This is a genomic window from Streptomyces sp. NPDC002787, assembly GCF_053592095.1.
Map to the genome: position 1 here is coordinate 17,968 of NZ_JBSFVC010000047.1, position 17,307 is coordinate 35,274.

The window sequence follows — 17,307 nt, forward strand, 5'->3', positions numbered from 1 at the left end:
TCCTCGCCCCCGCCGCCCCTACCCGTCCCCTCCCAGGGGCTGCGCCCCACCGGAGCCCCAGCCGCGGGTCCGGTGGGGGCTGGTCGCGCAGTTCCCCGCGCCCCTGAAAAGCAGGGGCGCGGGGAACTGCGAGCAACCCCCTCCCACCCGCAGACGAGCGACCGCCCCCGCCGCCCCTGTCTCGCGGTGCGGCGCAGCCTGAGGCACCGTGGAGTGACTGTGGCGCACCGGCCACGGCGGAGTACGCGACAAGGAGAACCCGCATGACCGACCACGTGTACCGGGTCACCGAGATCGTCGGCAGTTCGGGCGAGAGCGTCGACCACGCCATCCGCAACGGCGTCGCCCGCGCCGCCCAGACCCTGCGCAACCTGGACTGGTTCGAGGTGACACAGGTCCGGGGGCACATCGAGGACGGGCAGATCGCGCACTACCAGGTCGGCCTCAAGGTCGGCTTCCGGCTGGAGGACACCGCCGAGTAGACCGACCGGCTCGGCGAGCGTTCAGGTCCGCCCCTCCCGCTCCTGGGCCACCTTCAGCGCGGCGGAGGTGGCCGCCCAGCGTGCCCGCAGGACCGTGAAGCCCGCCTGCTCCGCGTCCTCGCAGACCAGCTCGTCGTCGTCGACGAGGACGCGGATCTCGCGGGTCCGGGCGAGCCGGCGGAGGATCTCCAGTTTGGTGCGGCGGGCGGGCCTGCGGTCGTTGTCGCGCCGCATCCAGATCCGCCCCTCGGGCAGCCCGTGCGCGGCGAGCCAGTCGACGGTGTCGCGACGGCACCGCTCGGGACGCCCGGTCAGATACATGACCTCGCACTCCTCGGCGCTCTCCCGCGCCAGCGCGATGCCCTCGGCCAGCGGCGGGTCCTGCGGGGCCGCGGCGAAGAACGCGTCCCAGTCGCGTGGTTTCACCTCCAGGAACCGCTGCCGGTGCGCGGTGTCGGCGAGGGTGTTGTCCAGGTCGAATACGGCGAGGGGCCGGTCGTTGTCGGTCACGGCCCCACCCTAGGCGGGCGGTGACTCGTGTCGTCCGTGGTCGCTTCACGCGACGAGCACAAACCCCACCCATAGCTTTAAGTTTCAAGAGTTAGGCTCATCATCTCTCCCCCCACCCAGCACAGGAGAATCGGTGTGCTTGACGGCGAAGTGATCGTGATCGGCGGCGGATACGGGGGCATCCGCCTCGCCAAGCAACTGGACGAGGTCGCACGGGTCACCCTCGTGGACCGCAAGGAGGTCTTCTTCCACCGCATCGCCGCGCTGCGGGCGGGCGTGCACGAGGAATGGACGACGACCCCCTTCATCCCGTACGACCGGCTGCTGCGCAACGGCCGTGTGGTGGTGGGCAAGGCGGTCGACATCGACACCGGCGAGCGGCACGTGAAGCTCGCCACGGGTGAGCGACTGCCGTACGACGTGGTGGTGATCGCGACCGGAGCGGACTATCCGGAGCCGGCCCGCTTCCTGGGTACGACCACCGAGGAGGCGGCCAAGACGTTCGCCGCGCACCAGGAGAGGGTGGCCGCCGCGGGGCATGTGCTGGTCGTCGGCGGTGGGCCGGGCGGTGTGGAGCTGGCCGCCGAGATCCGGCTGGCCCGGCCGGACGCGCGGGTGACGCTCGCGCACGCCGGGCCGGTGCTGCTCAACTCCACCGGCAGCAGGTGGGCCGGGCGGCGGGCTCTGACCTGGCTGGAGTCCCATGACGTGGAAGTGCGGCTGGACTCGTTCATCTCCCCCGGGGCTGACTACGGCACCTACCGGGACGGCCGGGGCCACGTCTTCGAGGCCGACCTCTCCTTCTGGGCCACCGGTACCACCCCGAACACGCTCTGGCTGCGGCTGGCCGGGCACGGAGGCTGGCTGAACTCCGCCGGGCACGTGAAGGTGGACCGGATGCTGCGGGTGGACGGGCGGCTCGACGTGTTCGCGGTCGGTGACGTGAACGACGTCAGCGAGCTGAAGATCTCTCCCGTCGCTATCGCCCAGGCGGACATCGCCGCCCACAACATCCGTGCCTACATGGGGAGTTCGGGCAGGCATCGCAAGGAGCCGCGTCTGTACCGGCCGATCCAGCGGACCCCGCTGATCGTGCCCCTCGGGCCGTCCGACGGGCTCACCCTCATCCCCGTGCCGGGCGGCGAGAGCGCCGTGCTCGGCGCCCGCACCTCCACGCTGGCCAAGGCCAGGACGCTGATGACGCCGTACATACGGAAGCAGCTCGGCTACACCGCCTGAGGCCCGCGCCCAGCCCCTCGCGGGGCGTCCGGAGCGCGGCGTACGAGGGCCCCGGGCCGGGCGACGCGCGCACGGCCTCGGCCCGGGCGGCGGAAGGGGCCGTTCGCGCGGCCTCGGAGGGGCCGGCCGGTCTTCGGGCGGGTCAGCCGGTGTGGGGGGAGTCGGCGGGCTCCTGCTCCACGAGGTCGTTGGCGTGGGCGAGGAAGTCGTCGACCATCCGGTGGAACAGGCCCGCGAGCTGCTGGAGTTCCTCGGGCGACCAGTCGGACAGCGCCATCTGCATGCCGCGGACGCCGGCCTCCCGGATGCGGCCTATGGCCTGCCGGCCGAGGGGCGTCAGCTCGATGCGCTGGGCGCGGCGGTCGTCCGGGTCGGGTACGCGGGTGACGTAGCCGGTCTTCTGGAGGTGCTGCACCTGCCGGGTGACATGGGAGGCCTCGACGCCCAGGCGGTTGGCCAGCTCCCCCGGGCGCAGCGGCTCGGAGTCGGCGATCTGCCGCAGCAGGGCCACGGCGGCCCGGTCCAGCGGCACGCCGGCCAGGCTCATCAGACGCTCGTGCGCCCGGGCCCGGGTGCTGAGGTAGGTGATGCGGCTGAGGGCTCGCTCGATCTCGATCACTTCCGGGGAGGCGGGGTCGGAGGGCGGCGGCGATGGGGACATGGAAGCCACATTACCATCTTGTTGCCTGACTCAAGTAAATTAATCGCGCTGACGAGCCAGGTGGGCGTCGTCAGTGGACGATGGAGACGATCCCGCAGGCGGCTTCGGCCAGTCGGCGCTCTCCTTGGACGCGGGCCCGGCCAAGGGCCGTGGCGGGATCGATGCCACGGGTGCACAGGCGCCAGGCGGTTTCCGCGTCCAGGAGTACCGATGCGGTCGGCCTGCCGCTGGGTGGTTCGGCCAGTGACCAGCGGCCCGCGGTGGCGGTGGCGGTCCACCTGCCGCCGGCCGGCCCCTCGACGGTCACTTCGATGGCGGTCCCGGCAGGTGCGGGCGTATGCCGCAGGGTGTGGGGCAGGGCCCGCATGAAGGTGTCCAGGACCGTGGACAAGGCGTCCGGGTCCTGGTCGGTGTCGCGGCCGAGGGCATGGCGGATCTGCTGCCGGTGCGTCCAGTACTCGGTGAACTCCCGGGCGATGTCCAGCCATCCCGGCGCCGGGTCGGCTCCCGCCCACGACACACCCAGGGCGGGCGCTTCGAGGTCGGCGGTGGCGAGTCGCCGGGCGACCTGGGTCCCGGCCGCCTCCAGGGCGTCGATGAGCGAGGCGGGGCTGTCATCGGCGTGGAGGTCGACCCATTCCTGGTTGGTGCGGTGGATGAACGCCGCCAGCGTCTCTCCCGGCGCGAAGGCACCCCGGTTTCCGCCCGGGGTGCGACCGAGGCGTCCCTGGTAGTCACCGAGGATGTGGGCGGCGAGGTCGTGCACGGTCCAGCGCGCAACCGCCGTCCTGCTCCAGTCGGCGGGCCGCAGGCCGCGCAAGATGTCGAGGAGTGCTGCCAGCTCCGAACCGAACAGCGGGCGGGCGTCGACCGGGTCGCCCAGCCATGAAGTACCGGACGCGGCATGGGACTCGGGAGTCATGGTCAGAGCCTGTCAGCCGGGAGCCCCGGCCTGCCATCGAATACTTCGCGCCCGGGGTGTGCAACCTTCGGACCAACCCGGCTGTCTCCCCTGATACCGACCGTTCAGGCACTTGGGGGAACAGTGATGACAAGAAGCAGGACAGTCTGGGTGACCGCCGCTCTGGTGACCGCCACGCTGGGTGCGGTCGCGGTGCCGGCCGTGGCCGCACCGTCCGCCGCACCGGGGGCGGCGGCCTGCCCGACCGGCTGGGGCAGCCTCGAGAAGACGGACTGGTCCAGCACGGCGGGTGAGTACATCACGAACGCCAGGACCGGCCGCCACGACTGCTACGACCGGTTCGTCGTCGACGTTCCGGACGCGTCCGCCGACCAGCTCGGGTACACCGTGCGCTACGTCGACCGGCTGATCCAGGACCCGACCGGCGACCCCATCCCGGTCGGCGGCGGCGCCGTCCTGGAGGTGATCGTGAGGGCGCCCGCCCAAAACTCCGGCACTCCCACGTACCCCGGCCGGGCGGGGCAGCCTCTGCCCGGCGTGGACCTCACCGGGTACCGCACCTTCCGGGATGCCAAGTTCGCCGGCACCTTCGAGGGGCAGTCGCAGTTCGGACTCGGGTTGCGCGCCCGGCTGCCCTTCCGGGTGCTGCAGCTGGACGGGCGTCTCGTGGTGGACGTGGCCCACACCTGGTGAGCCGCCACCGCTGACCGGTGGGGGCTGCGGAGGGCCGCGATGCCGGTGAAGGAGGCGTCAGTCGACCGGCGGTGTGCCGTGCGTGTGGAACGACTCGATGGTCTTCAGACCCCACGCCTGGCCCTTGGCGCGCTCGGCCTGGGTCCAGGTGATCAGGGGCCAGTCGGGGGCCAGTACGAGCCGGGTGAGCGGGTTGCACAGCTCGATGCGGTTGCCGCCCGGCTCGTAGACGTACAGGAAGAACGTCTGCTGGATGGCGTGCTTGTGCGGGCCGGTCTCGATGAACACGCCCTGGTCGAGGCAGAGATCGGCGGCCCGCAGGATGTCCTCGCGGGTGTCGGTGGCGAACGCGATGTGGTGCAGGCGCCCGCGTGAGCCGGTCCAGTCCTCGGTGTAGACGACGTCGTACGACTTGTTGGTGAAGGTCAGCCACTGGGCGGCGACCTTCCCGGTGTCGAGGACGATCTGCTCGGTGGGGCGGGCGCCGAGCACGTCACGGGTGAAGGCGGCGTTGGCCCCGACGTCGGAGGCGAGGAAGTTGACGTGGTCGAGGCGGCGTACCCCTACGCCGTGGCCCGGCTTGGCCTGGGGCTGGTTCTTCAGGCCCGGCCTGAGGTCGGCCGGCGCCTCGTACCACTCGCTCTCCCAGTACAGGGCGACCTCGTGGCCGTCGGGGTCGGTGGTGACGTAGAGGGGGCCGATGCCGGGCTCGTCCTCGACCCAGCGGCCCGCGCGGCCGGTGTTCTCCAGTTCCTTGACCCGGCGGCGCAGGGCCTCCTCGCCGGCGGCGCGCAGGGCGGTGCGGCGGATGCCGTTGGTGGAGTGGGCGGTGAGGGTCAGGCTGTGGTGCTCGTAGTCGTCCCAGGTCCGCAGATAGACCGAGCCGCCGGAGCGGCCGTTCTCGGTGAGGCCCAGGATCTCGGTGAAGAACCAGAGGCTGCGGTCGAGGTCGGGGGTGAGCAGTTCGACATGGCCGAGGTGGGCGATGTCGCCGAGCGGCGGGGTCATCGGTGACTCCTCAGGAGCGGGAAGGGGGGTCGGCGGGCCGGGCGAAGACCGTGCCGTCGAAGATCTTGCGGGCGGTGCGGACGACGGCGGTGCGGCTCGCCGTGGGGCTGCCGTCGGGGCCGTACTCCACGCGGGTCTCGATGTCGAGGTAGCCGGTGGGGTGCTCGATGCGCAATCGGTCGCCCATGGGCGGGAGTTGGGCGATCTGCTCGCCCACTGCGCCGTCGACGCGCAGCCCGGCGGCCACGCTCGCGGCGCCGAGTACGCCGATGGAGGTGTGGCAGCGGACCGGTATGAAGGTGCGGGTGGCGACCGCGCCGCCGTCGCGGGGCGGCGCGAGCAGGCTGAGCTTGGGCAGGGTCGTGTGCTCGACGTCGCCGAGGCCCATCAGCGGGCCCGCCGCCAGCCTGATCTCGCGCAGCCGGCCGGCGAGGGTCGTGTCCTCCTCCAGGTCCTCGGGGGCCTCGTAGCCGCTGACACCGAGGGCCGGGGCGGGGATCAGAACGGTCGGCATGCCGTTGTCGACGCAGGTGACCTCCGTGCCGGCGACGACGTCACGCGCGTTCCCGGTGGGCAGCAGCGGGCTGCCGCTCCGCGGGAACTCGATCACCACCGGCGCGGCCGTCCCCGGCACCCCGGAGATCTCGGCGTCCCCGGTGACCGCGATCCGGCCGTCGGGCGTGGGGAAGGTGGCGACGGCGAGGTCACCGGTGTTGAGCATGCGGACGCGTACGGATGTCTCCGGCTCGCCGGCGGTCACCAGTCCGCGTTCGACGGCGAACGGGCCGACCCCGGCGAGGAGGTTCCCGCAGTTCTGACGGTCACTCACCTCCGGCTTGTCGACGCCGACTTGGCGGAACAGGTAGTCGACGTCGGCCTCGGGGTCGGCCGACGCGGACACCACGGCCACCTTGCTGGTCAGGGGGTGGGCCCCGCCCAGGCCGTCGATCTGGCGCGGGTCGGGGCTGCCCATGATCCGCAGCAACAGGTCGTCGCGGTCGGCCGGGTCGGCGGGCAGGTCCTCGGCGAGGAAGTAGGCGCCCTTGGAGGTACCACCGCGCATGAGCATGCAGCGGATCCCCTCTGGCCACCCGGTCACGGCCGGGCCTCCTCGCCCACATGGTCTTCGTAGGACCGATACGTCACCCCGAGGCGTACGAGGGTCTCGCGCAACCCGTAGCGGTCGAGGCCGAGTTGACCGTCGAGGAAGGCGGCGCGGGAGGCGGCCTCCTTGCGCTCGCGGGCCTCGGAGGCCTCGGCCGTCCGCCGGGCCCGCGACCGGGGGACGACGACCACACCGTCGTCGTCGGCGAGGATCACGTCGCCGGGGCGGACGATCTGGCCGCCGATGACCACGGGGACGTTGACGGAGCCCCCGGTGGCCTTGACCGTGCCCTGCGCGCTGACCGCGGCGGCCCAGGCGGGGAAGTCCATGGCGCGCAGTTCGGCGGTGTCGCGGACGCCCGCGTCGATGACCAGGCCGCGTACCCCCCGCCGCTGGAGCGCGGTGGCGAAGAGTTCGCCGAACATGCCGTCGGTGGAGGGCGAGGCCGTGGTGACGACGAGGATGTCGCCCTCGCCGCACTGCTCGACGGCGGCGTGGATCATGAGGTTGTCGCCAGGCCAGGAGAGCACGGTGACGGCGGTGCCCGCGATCCGGGTGTCCTGCTGGATCGGGCGGAGGTGGGTGCCGAGCAGGCCGGTGCGGCCCATGGCCTCGTGGACGGTGGCGACGCCGTACCGGGCGATCGCCTCGACGTCCTCGGCGTCCGCCTTCGGCGGGCCCGTGACGATCACGCCGCCCATCAGTCGAGCACCCCCGTGACCTGGGGGTAGGGGCGCATGTACGCCTCGGCCATGGTCGTGTGGGCGAGGCCCAGGTTGGGGCCCGCGTTGCGCTTGAGCTGGACGCCCCGGCGTACGGCGAGGTCGGTGTAGTAGTCCCACAGGTGCCGCTGGGCGCCGAGGCACTCCATGGCCTTGCGCTTGGTCTCCCAGACCTCGGTGATGTCGAGGAGGATCTCGGGCCTGAAGCCGCACATCTCGGGCTGGTGCGGCTCGAAGAAGAAGACCGGCGGAGCGCCGATGATCTCGCCCTCGGCGGGGTAGCCGATGGCCTGGGCGAGGACGCGGGCGTCCAGGGCCATGCGGGCGGCGGCCGGGTGGTCGCCGTTGTAGGGGTCCTCCAGGGGGTGGGTGAGGACGACGTCGGGCTGGGCCACGCGGTAGACGGCGACCAACCGGTCGGTGAGGTCGGGGGTGCCGAGCAGCGGGTAGTCGCCGGCGTCGAAGAAGACGATCCCCGCGCCGAGGGTGGCGGCGGCCTTCTCTGCCTCCTCCCGGCGGATCGCCTTGATCTCGTCGAGCTTCAGGCCCTCTCGCCAGGCCTTCGCGGACTCCCCGCGCTCTCCGAAGGTCAGACAGGCGATGGTGACCTTCTCCCCGCGTGAGGCCGCCAGGGCTATGGCGCCGCCGGCCCTCCAGACGAAGTCGCCCGCGTGCGCGGTGATGACGAGGGTCGATCGTGGTGGGGCGGTGGCGGGCGCCGTGCCGTCGGTCATGTGTCGGATCTCCTTGGTGGACGGACCGGACAGGCCGATCAGGCCTGTTGGCCCACCCCGGAGCGCACGGGAGCGACGCGCTATTCGCGCAGCGCGCTGATCACGCTCATGAGGTGGGCACGGACGGCCTCCTCGGCCGCCCGCGGGTCCCTCGCCGTGATCGTCTCGATCATGGCCAGGTGTTCACCCAGGGAGTGCTGGGGCCGTCCCGGCCGCAGCGCCAGCTGGAAACGGTGGCGCACCAGCTGGGCGTTGAGCCGCTCCAGCAGCTCCACCGCCACCTGCTGCCCGGAGATCTCCCGGATGCGGGCGTGCAGCCGCTGGTTCAGCTCGGAGTACGTCACCGGCTCGCCGTCGGCGACGGCCTTGGTCATCGCCGTGCCGACGTCGGCCAGTTCGGCCAGCTCGTCGTCGGTGGCCAGGGTGGCCGCCTTCGCCGCGCACAGCCCTTCGAGGGCCATACGGCACTCGCTGATGGCGACCGCTTCCTCCACGGTCACCACCCGCACCCGCGAGCCCCGGTTGCGGATCCGCTCGACCAGCCCTTCGGCCTCCAGATCGATCAGTGCCGCGCGGATGCTGGCCCGTGTCACACCGAACTGCTCGGCGAGTTCGTTCTCCACCAGCCGCTGAGCCGGTGCCATCTCGCCGTGCAGGATCGCCTGCCGCAGCTTCGCCAGCGCGAGCTGTTTGGCCTGCTCCCCGGTGCCCGGACGGGCTTCCTCCTGCATCGTGCCCTCCCTGAGTGAGTGCCTGTCGACCGTAAATCTAGGCCAACAACATTGTCAACAATTTTGTTTTCACAAAGAGAGCACTGCTTACGCGGCTGTGCGCACCGGCAGGATCACTGCCGAGGGATGCCGCGGACCGTGATGGACACTCTGGTCGGCCGCGCGGAGGGTGGTGGCGGTGGCGAGGGGCTCGCCGGTGCCGGGGTTGCGGGCGTAGCGCGGGAAGGCACCGCTGGACACCTGGACGCGGATGCGCCGGCCGCGCCGGAAACGGTGGGCGGTGGGCCACAAGCGGACGGTGGCGCGGCCGAGTTCGTCGGCGCCGGTGAGGCTGGTCAGTCCGTCGCAGACGTTGACGGAGCGGCCCTTGCCGTCGACCTCGCAGAGCCGCACGAAGACATCGGCGTACGGCAGGCTGGAGCGGAACCAGATCTCGGCGCTCACCTCGCCCACGACCTCGACGTCCTCCTCCAGTACGGGGGTGGTGTAGGTGAGCACGTCCGGGCGGGACTCCAGCGCGGTGTTGTCGACGCGTCCGGCGCCGGGCGGCATGGCCACTCCGCCGACGGAGGGTGTGGGGTCCATCGGGTCGTAGCGGTACCCGTCGGCTTCCGGCGCGGCCGGCGGCTCGACGGCCAGGGCCCCGCCGGGGTGGAGGTGGAAGCGCTGCTCCTCGTACCCCTTCGGCGGCCAGGAGGCGAAGTCGCGCCAGGCCTCCTCCCCCGTCACGTACAGCCGCACCGGGGCGCGCTCCGGGGGCTGTTCGCCGCGCGCGTGCGCGAGGCCGAACTCGACGGCCTCCCGTGTCAGGGTGTTGTCGAACGTGGTGTGCGTCCAGGGGCCGATGGTCAGCCGGGCCTCGCGGCCGGCCGCCTGAAGGGTCGTGAAGTCGCGTATCTGGCCGGGCAGGAAGATGTCGTACCAGCCGCCGATCGAGCTGACCGGGACGGTCACGTCGGCCACCCGCTCGCGGTGGTCCAGGTCGGACCAGTGCGGGTCGTCCGCGTCGTGGGCGAGGATGTCCTGGATGTACTGCGAGCGGTGGCCGAGAGCGGCAAGATCGGCGTCGGCGAGGGGCAGGGTGTCCAGGGCGCGGCGGATGCCCCTTCAGCTCGAAGGGCTGTCGGACCATCGCGAACGGGCGTTCCTGCTTGGCGATCATGGCGCCCCAGCCGAACGGCGTCTGCAGCGACACCCCGTCCGCGCGCAGGAACTCCAGGGTCAGCGCCGACTCCGTCATGTGCGGGATCATCGCCTTGACCTGCGGCGGCAGCCGGTCGGCCACGGCCCACTGCACATACCCCATGTAGCTGGTGCCGACCAGCACGATCGCGTCGCCGCACCACGGCTGCCCGACGAGCCAGTCGAGGGTCGCGAGGCCGTCCGCGCGTTCCTGCCGCATGGGGTCGAGGGTGCCGCCGGAGCCGAAGCCGCCGCGGGTGCTCTGGATCACCAACTGGTAGCCGCGCTCGGCCAGCGGTCTGACCGCCCCGAGGGCGATCGCGCCGCGCCTGCCGTACGGGCAGCGGATCAGCGCGGTCGGCAGGCCCTCGGCACTGCCGCGCGGCGCCCAGCGGTCGGCCAGCAGGTCGACTCCGTCGGGCATCGGCACGCGCAGGTCCCGCTCGACGACGAGGTTCCGGGTGAGCGGCGGCGGGAGTTTCAGTGCGCGCTGGAGGAGATGGCTGCTCAGGTTCACCGGCGTGGCTCCTGGTTCGGCGTGGGGAGTGGGGTGGACCGGCCCAGGACGGCGGTGACCACGGGCACCATCCGCATGAGCCGGTCGGTGAACTCCTCGGGGTCGAGCGGCTCCTCGCCCGCCACGATCCAGGTGTTGACGACGGCGGAGGCGCCGCCGGTCAGGAACGTGGCGAGGTCGTCGACCAGTTCGGGGTCGAGATGGGCGCCGTACCGCCGTCGTACGACGTCACGGTTGACCGGGGTGATCAGTTCGGTCAGCGCCTGGTTGAGGTCGAAGGCGCAGGACCCGGTGAACATCGCGCGGTAGAACGCCCGGTGCTCCGCGAAGTGCCGCGCCATGGCCAGCACTCCGGCGCGGTCGGTCATGTCCGCCGCGTCGTTCGGGAGGCCTTCGATCAGCTCGCGCCGGGCGAGGTCGAGCGCGGCCTGCAGCAGCAGCCCGTCCCGGTCGCCGAACTGCTGGTAGAGCACCTGTCGGCTCACATCCGCGGCCTCGGCGATCTCCGACACCGGGATGGCGGTCGTGCCCCGCTCGGCGACCAGGGCGATCGCGGCGCGCGTCAACGCGGACCGGGAGCGGCGGACCCTGCGGTCCATGGGCGGCTGGGGTGGTGTCGAGTCGGTGGGTTCCGGTGCCATGAGATCACGATAATGGACAGCTGTTAAGAAATGAGCAAGTGTTAAGGAAGGGCGGGTTCCGCTGGGTCGGCGCGGCCGCGTCCGGGGCGCACGGCGGGTGTCAGCGCCGAGGCACGAGGACGCCCAGCGCGTTCGCCGCGACCACCGCGCCGATGGCGGCCCACTCGACCCACCCCAGGCCCTGCCCGAGCATGATCCAGCCGGCCAGCGCGGCCAGGACGGGGTTGACGCTCATGAAGAGCCCGAAGACCTGGGCGGGCACACGGCGCAGGGTGAACACGTCCGCGAGGTACGGCACGGCCGAGGCGAGGATCCCCGCGGCGATCGCGTAGCCGACGGCCCCGGCGGTGGGCGGGTCGCGCACGACCACGACGACACCGACCGGCAGGAAGGCCAGGGCGGAGAGCGCGGCAGCCGCCGCGGAGCCCTGCACGCCGGGGATGCGGCGGCCGACGGTGCGGTTGAGGAGGATGTACGACGCCCAGCAGACGGCGGCGAGGAGGCCGAGGCCCATCCCGAGGTAATCGGCGGAGGGGCGCGGACGCATCAGAGTGACCACGCCCAGCGCGGCGATCAGCGCACAGCACGCGTCCACCCGGCGGCGCGAGCCGGCCAGGGCGATGGCGAGCGGGCCGAGGAACTCCAGGGTCACCGCGAGCCCCAGGCCGACGCGGTCGATGGCGGTGTACAGCGACAGGTTCATCGTCCCGAACACCAGCGCCAGCAGCACCACCGGCCACCACTGCCGCGCGGTGAAGGACGTCAACCGCGGCCGGCCGACGGCCAGCAGGACGATCGCGGCGACGTACTGCCGTATCGCGACGACCCCGGCGGGCCCGAGCACCGGGAAGGCCAGCGACCCCAGCGCGGCCCCGACCTGGTTCGACACCCCGCAGCCGACCATGGTGAGAACCCCGGCCAGCCGCGCACCGCCCGGCTCCGGGACGGGAGCCGGGGAGGCGGCGGCCGTGCCGGAGGAGGCGGAGGCGGAGACGGAGACGGCGGCGGAGGTGTCCATGAGCTGATCGTGCGTCCGGCCGACCATTGCGCAAAATGCATTCGCGTCCCGATCTATACGCTGCGGTCATGGATGTCACGGAACCGGCCGGCCGGGATGTGGAGCTTCGTCAGCTGCGCTGTCTCGTCGCGATCGTCGAGGAGGGCACCTTCACCGACGCGGCCATCGTGCTCGATGTCTCGCAGGCGGCGGTGTCCCGCACCCTGGCCTCGCTCGAACGGGCCCTGGGGGTACGGCTGTTGCGGCGGACCTCGCGCGAGGTGACGCCGACGCCGACCGGGCTGCGGGTGGTGGCGCACGCGCGGCGCGTGCTCGGCGAGGTGGACGACCTGGTGCGGGAGGCGACCTCGGGCCATGTGCGGCTGCGGGTCGGCTACGCCTGGGCGGCGCTGGGGCGGCACACGCTGACGTTCCAGCGGCGCTGGGGTGCCGCACATTCGGAGACCGACCTGCAGTTCGTGCGGGCCAACTCCCCGACGGCCGGGCTGGCGGAGGGCTCCTGCGATCTCGCCGTGGTCCGCCGGCCGGTGGACGAGCGCCGGTTCGACTCGGCGATCGTGGGCCTGGAGCGGCGGGTGTGCGCGATGGCGAGCGACGATCCGCTGGCCCGGCGCCGCTCGGTCCGGCTCACCGACCTGAGCGGGTACACCCTGCTGGTCGACCGCCGCACCGGCACGACCACCACGGATCTGTGGCCGCCCGGCTCCCGCCCCGCGACCGAGGAGACGCATGACGTCGACGAGTGGCTCACCACGATCGCGACGGGCCGCGCCGTGGGTGTGACAGCGGAGTCCACGGCCCACCAGTACCGGCGGCCCGGCGTCGTCTACCGGCCGGTGCGCGACGCCGAGCCGATCGCCGTACGGCTGGCCTGGTGGCGGGACGACCCGCATCCCGCCACCCCGGCCGCCATCGAACTGCTCACGGCGCTCTACCGCTCGGGCTGAGCCTCCGCCCTCGGTGTCAGCCGGAGCGCGGTGCCCTCTCCGTTGGCCGACAGGACGAGGGTGCCGTCCGGGGCCGCGGCGAGACCGGCGAAGCGGCGGGCCATGCCCGGCATGATGTCCGCGTACAGCGCCGGTTGAGTGCGGGGGACGACGCCCGGGGGTGGCCCGAGCGGCAGGTCCTCCGCGTCGATCCGCCGCTCCCCCGTGGTGAGGGAGACCGCGCACAGCCTGCGCCGCTCGGTCTCCACCACGAACAGGTCGTCGCCCAGGACAGCCAGCCCCTGCGGCGCGCCGAGCCCGTCCGCGACCACGGCCGTCCCGCCCTCCGGCTCGATCCGGAGCACCGTCCCGAGCCGTTCCTCGCTGACGTAGAGACGGCCCCGCGCGTCGAAGGCCACGTCCGTGGGCTGGTCGAGGCCTTCGGCCAGCACGGTCACGGTGCCGGGTTCCGGCTCGGAGCCCGCGTCGACGGCCACGACGCGGCCCGCGCCGGTCTCGGCCACGACGAGGGAACCGTCCGGTCCGACCGCGATGCCGATGGGCTGCTTCAGCCCCCGAGCCCGCTCCCGCAGCGCCCCGCTCCGCGGGTCGTACGTCTGCACGTCGCCGAACTGCGAGGTGTAGTGCAGCAGTCCGCCGTCGGCGGTGATGCCGTGGGCGAAGGGCCGCAGGAGGTGCGTCTTCACCCCGCCGGGTCCGCCGACCGCGGTCGTGCCGACCGGCTCGCCCTCGTCGGCCGCCGCCGGGCTGGCCAGACGGTAGTGGTCGGCGGCGTACACCGTGCCGCCGAGGTCGACCGTCACGCCGTAGGGGCCGGAGAGGCCGCGGCGGACGATCTCGCGGGTGCGGCCGTCGGGGTGCAGTTCGGTGACGCCGCTGCTGGCGAAGCTGGAGACGAACATGCGGTTCTCGGCGTCGAACGCCGCGTTGTCCAGGCCCTTGAGTCCGCTGGTGACCAGCGTGCGGGTACCGCTGCCGTGCAGGTCGACGCGGGTGACGATGCCTTCGACGCCCCGGGAGAGGACGTGCAGGACACCACCCAGGTCGAAGCGGACCGCGACCGGCTCGTGCACGTCCTCGGCGACCACCTCGGGCGTTCCGCCGTCCGGCGAGATGCGCCAGACCTGGCCGGTGATCATGTGCGGGTAGTACAGATGGCCGTCGGGGCCCAGCTGCATCGCGTTGCCCAGGGCCAGGCCCTCGGTGAGCACCACCGGGTCGCCGCCGTCCGGGAAGAGCTCCATCAGACGGCCGTTGGGCTTCATCTCGTTGATGAAGAGCCGGTCGCCGACACAGGTGATGCCGTTGGGGTTCGTCACCTCGTCGGAGACGAGGCTGTACTCCCCCGCCGGGCTCCGCCGCCACACCCGGCCGGGCACCAGGTCGGCTATGTACATCGAGCCGTCGGCGCCGAAGGCGAGGTCGTCCGGCGACTGCACCGGGCTGTCCATCGGGACGACCACGTCGACGTCCCCCGTGGCCGTGTCGACGGCGCTGATCTGTCCGGCGAGGTACTGCGCCACGTACAGCCGCCCGTCGGGGCCGAACGCGACGCCGTTGGAACCCCACAGCGGGCTGGGCGGGTTGAGCCGCCGGGGCTCCCAACGGGCGCTGGTGGTACGGAGGTCGCCGGTCTCGTCGTACCGGTTGGGTCGAGTGGTCATGTCGTCCTCCGGGATGGTCATGTCGTCTCCCGCCCTTCTCACTCGGCGCCGACGAGGACGTCGTCCATGCCGCCGTCCGCGCGCCAGCGGCGGAGCAGTTCGTGGAAGGCGACCGGTCCGTCGCCGTACGACTCGCTGCGCTCCCGGGGCCGGCCCTCGTTGTTGTAGTAGCCCGGGGTGCACTCCGCCTGGAACCTGTACAGGTCGGCGGCCTTCTCCCGGATCGTGGCGACCCAGGCCTCCTGGGCCTCGGCGCTCGGCTCGACGTACCGGGCGTGGCGCCTGCGGGCCTCGGCGACGACCTCGCCGACGTGGATCGACTGCTGGTCGAGGATGTGGACGTAGTTGACGGCGCTGGCGTTCTGCATGGGGCCGAGCTGGAAGAGGTTGGGGAAGCCATGGCTGTAGAACCCGTGCAGGGTCTTCGGGCCCGCCGTCATCCACGTCTCCAGCAGGCCGACGCCGCCCCGCCCGTACGCCGGGAGGCGGCCGGACAGCAGCCCCGAGACACCGACCTCGAAGCCGGTGGCGAAGATGACGCAGTCCACCTCGTACTCGACCCCGCCGACCACGACCGCCTTGTCGGTGATCCGCTCGACGCCGTGGGTGTCGGCCGTGTCGACGAGGGTGACGTTGGGCCGGTTGAAGGTCTGCAGATAGGTGTCGCTGAAGGTGGGCCGCTTGCACATGTAGCGGTACCAGGGCTTCAGCTTCTCGGCGGTCTCCGGGTCCTCGACGATCGCCGCCACGCGGTCGCGCAGCTCGTTCATCTTCTGGAAGTCGGCGATCTCGTAGGCCCGTTCACGCTCGTCCGCCGGGACGTCCGCGTAGGCGTCGGTCGGGATGAGCTTCTCCTGGAGGCGGGCGCTGCTGGTCCAGGCGTCGTTGATCAGGTCCTTCTCGACCCGGATGCCGGTGACGGTCTTGAGGAAGTTGTCCATGCGCGCGCTCTGCCAGCCCGGGGTGAGCGTCTTCGCCCACTCCGGGTCGGTGGGCCCGTTGCCGCGCACGTCGACCGTCGAAGGGGTGCGCTGGAAGACGTACACGTGCCCGGCGTCGGCCCCGAGGTGGGGGACGACCTGGATGGCGGTGGCGCCGGTGCCGATGACGGCCACCCGCTTGTCGGCGAGCTTGGTCAGGCCGCCGTTCGCGTCGCCGCCGGTGTAGTCGTAGTCCCAGCGGCTGGTGTGGAAGGTGTGGCCCTTGAACGTCTCGATGCCGGGGATGCCGGGCAGCTTCGGCTGGCTGAGCGTGCCGCTGGAGACGACCACGTATCTGGCCCGCATGCGGTCGCCGCGGTCGGTCGAGACGATCCACTCCAACTCGGTCTCGTCCCAGCGCAGTTCGGTGGCGACCGTCTGGAAGCAGGCGTCGCGGTAGAGGTCGAAGTGGCGGCCGACGGCCCGGGTGTGCTGCCGGATCTCCTCGCCCGGGGCGTACTTCCACTTCGGGACGTAGCCCAGCTCTTCGAGCAGCGGCAGATAGATGTACGACTCGATGTCGCAGTGGATGCCGGGGTAGCGGTTCCAGTACCAGGTGCCGCCGAAGTCGCCGCCCTTCTCGATCACCCGGATCGACTCCACGCCGGCCTGCCGCAGCCGCGCCCCGGCGAGCAGCCCGCCGAAGCCGCCGCCGATGACGACCGCCTCGACGCGGTCGTGCAGCGGCTCGCGGGTGAACTCCTGGTCGGCGTAGGGGTCGTCGTCGTAGGAGCCGAACTCACCGGCGATGCGCTGGTACTGCGCGCCGCCGTCGGGGCGGATCCGGCGTTCGCGCTCGGCGCGGTACCGCTCACGCAGGGCGTCCGGGTCGAAGCCCAGCTCGTCCGGGTCCGGCGTGGTGGGGACGGAAGGGGTGTGGGGGGTGGACATCGATGTCCTCTCTGCGGTCTCGTACGTCCGTTGTGGGGTCGTGCTGTGCGGCGGGGGCCGCGTCAAGCGGGGCGGTGCCGGCGCATCCACGCGCCCTGACCGCCGTCGACGAGCAGGTCCGTGCCCGTGATGTAACGCGCTTCGGCGCCGATGAGGAATGCCACGGCCCCGGCTATCTCCGCCGGCGTGCCGGCGCGGCCCGCGCCGCTCGCCTCCCTCATCTGGAGCATGTGCGCCCCGCTCGGTCCCTCGGCCTCCGCCCTCGACATGGCGGTGGCGATGACCCCCGGGCTGACGGTGTTGATGCGGGCGCCGCGCCGGCTCCAGGCGAGCGCGGCGGCCTCGACGCGCACGTGGTTGGCCCGCTTGGACACGATGTACGCCATCGTCGCGCTGTCCCCGACGGCGGCGGCACCGACCTCGAGGAGTTCCTCCGCCGGGGCCGTGGCGAGTGCGGCCTCGTCCTCTCGGCTGAGGAGGCGGCATGGCCGGCCACGCTGGAGACGCAGACCATGGACCGGCCGAGGCGTCGGCGAGCAACAGGGTCCGCCCGCTGCCGAGCCGCCGCGCGACCGCCACGCCCATTCCGCCGGCGCCGGTGACAACGACCACGTTCGGCCGCCGCCAGTCCGGCGGCCGAGACGCCCACGACCACAATCC

Annotated in this window: 18 protein-coding genes and 1 pseudogene; 4 read left to right on the forward strand and 15 right to left on the reverse strand. The window is 72.3% G+C overall.

Going from position 1 to position 17,307, the window contains the following annotated elements; translation table 11 throughout:
* The first annotated feature begins 263 nt into the window (after positions 1 to 263).
* A complete protein-coding gene (locus tag ACWD26_RS40050; protein WP_451278006.1) occupies positions 264 to 482 on the forward strand; it encodes a dodecin in 219 nt (72 codons plus the stop codon).
* A 21-nt stretch (positions 483 to 503) separates the two neighbouring features.
* Here the strand turns inward: ACWD26_RS40050 and ACWD26_RS40055 are convergent, their stop codons facing one another.
* Positions 504 to 992 (reverse strand): phosphatase domain-containing protein, encoded by a 489-nt coding sequence (locus ACWD26_RS40055; RefSeq protein WP_451278008.1) that lies wholly within the window; start codon positions 990 to 992, stop codon positions 504 to 506.
* 135 nt (positions 993 to 1,127) lie between these two features.
* Here ACWD26_RS40055 and ACWD26_RS40060 point away from each other — a divergent pair, with 135 nt between their 5' ends.
* The gene (locus tag ACWD26_RS40060; RefSeq protein WP_451278010.1) at positions 1,128 to 2,231 is read left to right on the forward strand and encodes an NAD(P)/FAD-dependent oxidoreductase; all 1,104 of its coding nucleotides are present in this window, start codon (positions 1,128 to 1,130) and stop codon (positions 2,229 to 2,231) included.
* Between the two features lie 142 nt (positions 2,232 to 2,373).
* On the opposite strand, the gene ACWD26_RS40065 is transcribed toward ACWD26_RS40060, so the two are convergent.
* The gene (locus ACWD26_RS40065) at positions 2,374 to 2,892 is read right to left on the reverse strand and encodes a MarR family winged helix-turn-helix transcriptional regulator (RefSeq protein ID WP_451278012.1); all 519 of its coding nucleotides are present in this window, start codon (positions 2,890 to 2,892) and stop codon (positions 2,374 to 2,376) included.
* Between the two features lie 70 nt (positions 2,893 to 2,962).
* Complete coding sequence (locus tag ACWD26_RS40070; RefSeq protein ID WP_451278014.1) at positions 2,963 to 3,814, reverse strand: maleylpyruvate isomerase family mycothiol-dependent enzyme; 852 nt, start codon at positions 3,812 to 3,814, stop codon at positions 2,963 to 2,965.
* A gap of 126 nt (positions 3,815 to 3,940) precedes the next feature.
* Here ACWD26_RS40070 and ACWD26_RS40075 point away from each other — a divergent pair, with 126 nt between their 5' ends.
* Positions 3,941 to 4,507: an AMIN-like domain-containing (lipo)protein gene (locus ACWD26_RS40075; RefSeq protein WP_451278016.1), complete on the forward strand. Its 567-nt coding sequence runs from the start codon at positions 3,941 to 3,943 to the stop codon at positions 4,505 to 4,507.
* Positions 4,508 to 4,564: 57 nt separating this feature from the next.
* On the opposite strand, the gene ACWD26_RS40080 is transcribed toward ACWD26_RS40075, so the two are convergent.
* The 9 genes and pseudogenes from ACWD26_RS40080 to ACWD26_RS40120 all read right to left on the reverse strand — a co-directional run bounded on the left by ACWD26_RS40080 (position 4,565) and on the right by ACWD26_RS40120 (position 12,165).
* On the reverse strand, positions 4,565 to 5,515 hold the full coding sequence (locus tag ACWD26_RS40080; RefSeq protein ID WP_451278018.1) for a catechol 2,3-dioxygenase: 951 nt from the start codon (positions 5,513 to 5,515) through the stop codon (positions 4,565 to 4,567).
* A gap of 10 nt (positions 5,516 to 5,525) precedes the next feature.
* On the reverse strand, positions 5,526 to 6,614 hold the full coding sequence (locus ACWD26_RS40085; protein WP_451278020.1) for a 4-oxalomesaconate tautomerase: 1,089 nt from the start codon (positions 6,612 to 6,614) through the stop codon (positions 5,526 to 5,528).
* Positions 6,611 to 7,321 carry a 4-carboxy-4-hydroxy-2-oxoadipate aldolase/oxaloacetate decarboxylase gene (locus ACWD26_RS40090; RefSeq protein WP_451278022.1) on the reverse strand — a complete coding sequence of 237 codons (711 nt, stop codon included), beginning with the start codon at positions 7,319 to 7,321 and terminating at the stop codon, positions 6,611 to 6,613. The genes ACWD26_RS40085 and ACWD26_RS40090 overlap by 4 nt, the downstream gene beginning before the upstream one ends.
* Complete coding sequence (locus ACWD26_RS40095; RefSeq protein ID WP_451278024.1) at positions 7,321 to 8,076, reverse strand: PIG-L deacetylase family protein; 756 nt, start codon at positions 8,074 to 8,076, stop codon at positions 7,321 to 7,323. The genes ACWD26_RS40090 and ACWD26_RS40095 overlap by 1 nt, the downstream gene beginning before the upstream one ends.
* A gap of 80 nt (positions 8,077 to 8,156) precedes the next feature.
* Positions 8,157 to 8,807, reverse strand: coding sequence for a GntR family transcriptional regulator (locus ACWD26_RS40100; protein ID WP_451278025.1), 651 nt, complete (start codon positions 8,805 to 8,807; stop codon positions 8,157 to 8,159).
* 87 nt (positions 8,808 to 8,894) lie between these two features.
* Positions 8,895 to 9,908 carry a CocE/NonD family hydrolase gene (locus ACWD26_RS40105; protein WP_451278061.1) on the reverse strand — a complete coding sequence of 338 codons (1,014 nt, stop codon included), beginning with the start codon at positions 9,906 to 9,908 and terminating at the stop codon, positions 8,895 to 8,897.
* Between the two features lie 100 nt (positions 9,909 to 10,008).
* Positions 10,009 to 10,413, reverse strand: a pseudogene (locus tag ACWD26_RS40110) (CocE/NonD family hydrolase); the annotation flags it as partial.
* A gap of 89 nt (positions 10,414 to 10,502) precedes the next feature.
* The gene (locus tag ACWD26_RS40115) at positions 10,503 to 11,147 is read right to left on the reverse strand and encodes a TetR/AcrR family transcriptional regulator (protein ID WP_451278027.1); all 645 of its coding nucleotides are present in this window, start codon (positions 11,145 to 11,147) and stop codon (positions 10,503 to 10,505) included.
* A gap of 100 nt (positions 11,148 to 11,247) precedes the next feature.
* Complete coding sequence (locus ACWD26_RS40120; protein WP_451278029.1) at positions 11,248 to 12,165, reverse strand: EamA family transporter; 918 nt, start codon at positions 12,163 to 12,165, stop codon at positions 11,248 to 11,250.
* Between the two features lie 68 nt (positions 12,166 to 12,233).
* Here ACWD26_RS40120 and ACWD26_RS40125 point away from each other — a divergent pair, with 68 nt between their 5' ends.
* Complete coding sequence (locus ACWD26_RS40125) at positions 12,234 to 13,112, forward strand: LysR family transcriptional regulator (RefSeq protein ID WP_451278031.1); 879 nt, start codon at positions 12,234 to 12,236, stop codon at positions 13,110 to 13,112.
* On the opposite strand, the gene ACWD26_RS40130 is transcribed toward ACWD26_RS40125, so the two are convergent.
* The 3 genes from ACWD26_RS40130 to ACWD26_RS40140 form a co-directional block, all read right to left on the reverse strand.
* Positions 13,097 to 14,797, reverse strand: a complete 1,701-nt coding sequence (locus ACWD26_RS40130; RefSeq protein ID WP_451278033.1) for an outer membrane protein assembly factor BamB family protein — start codon at positions 14,795 to 14,797, stop codon at positions 13,097 to 13,099. The genes ACWD26_RS40125 and ACWD26_RS40130 overlap by 16 nt on opposite strands.
* Before the next feature lie 17 nt (positions 14,798 to 14,814).
* Positions 14,815 to 16,647, reverse strand: a complete 1,833-nt coding sequence (locus ACWD26_RS40135; RefSeq protein WP_451278035.1) for a flavin-containing monooxygenase — start codon at positions 16,645 to 16,647, stop codon at positions 14,815 to 14,817.
* Between the two features lie 62 nt (positions 16,648 to 16,709).
* Complete coding sequence (locus tag ACWD26_RS40140; protein WP_451278037.1) at positions 16,710 to 17,033, reverse strand: SDR family oxidoreductase; 324 nt, start codon at positions 17,031 to 17,033, stop codon at positions 16,710 to 16,712.
* Between the last annotated feature and the right edge of the window lie 274 nt (positions 17,034 to 17,307).

Excerpts from the sequence above, each read along its gene's own strand:
- ACWD26_RS40075 (WP_451278016.1), top strand. The coding sequence starts at position 3,941 with ATGACAAGAAGCAGGACAGTCTGGGTGACCGCCGCTCTGGTGACCGCC.
- ACWD26_RS40140 (WP_451278037.1), bottom strand. The coding sequence starts at position 17,033 with ATGGCGTACATCGTGTCCAAGCGGGCCAACCACGTGCGCGTCGAGGCC.
- ACWD26_RS40065 (WP_451278012.1), bottom strand. The coding sequence starts at position 2,892 with ATGTCCCCATCGCCGCCGCCCTCCGACCCCGCCTCCCCGGAAGTGATC.
- ACWD26_RS40115 (WP_451278027.1), bottom strand. The coding sequence starts at position 11,147 with ATGGCACCGGAACCCACCGACTCGACACCACCCCAGCCGCCCATGGAC.
- ACWD26_RS40050 (WP_451278006.1), top strand. The coding sequence starts at position 264 with ATGACCGACCACGTGTACCGGGTCACCGAGATCGTCGGCAGTTCGGGC.
- ACWD26_RS40130 (WP_451278033.1), bottom strand. The coding sequence starts at position 14,797 with ATGACCATCCCGGAGGACGACATGACCACTCGACCCAACCGGTACGAC.
- ACWD26_RS40080 (WP_451278018.1), bottom strand. The coding sequence starts at position 5,515 with ATGACCCCGCCGCTCGGCGACATCGCCCACCTCGGCCATGTCGAACTG.
- ACWD26_RS40095 (WP_451278024.1), bottom strand. The coding sequence starts at position 8,076 with ATGACCGACGGCACGGCGCCCGCCACCGCCCCACCACGATCGACCCTC.
- ACWD26_RS40125 (WP_451278031.1), top strand. The coding sequence starts at position 12,234 with ATGGATGTCACGGAACCGGCCGGCCGGGATGTGGAGCTTCGTCAGCTG.
- ACWD26_RS40135 (WP_451278035.1), bottom strand. The coding sequence starts at position 16,647 with ATGTCCACCCCCCACACCCCTTCCGTCCCCACCACGCCGGACCCGGAC.
- ACWD26_RS40100 (WP_451278025.1), bottom strand. The coding sequence starts at position 8,807 with ATGCAGGAGGAAGCCCGTCCGGGCACCGGGGAGCAGGCCAAACAGCTC.
- ACWD26_RS40070 (WP_451278014.1), bottom strand. The coding sequence starts at position 3,814 with ATGACTCCCGAGTCCCATGCCGCGTCCGGTACTTCATGGCTGGGCGAC.
- ACWD26_RS40090 (WP_451278022.1), bottom strand. The coding sequence starts at position 7,321 with ATGGGCGGCGTGATCGTCACGGGCCCGCCGAAGGCGGACGCCGAGGAC.
- ACWD26_RS40120 (WP_451278029.1), bottom strand. The coding sequence starts at position 12,165 with ATGGACACCTCCGCCGCCGTCTCCGTCTCCGCCTCCGCCTCCTCCGGC.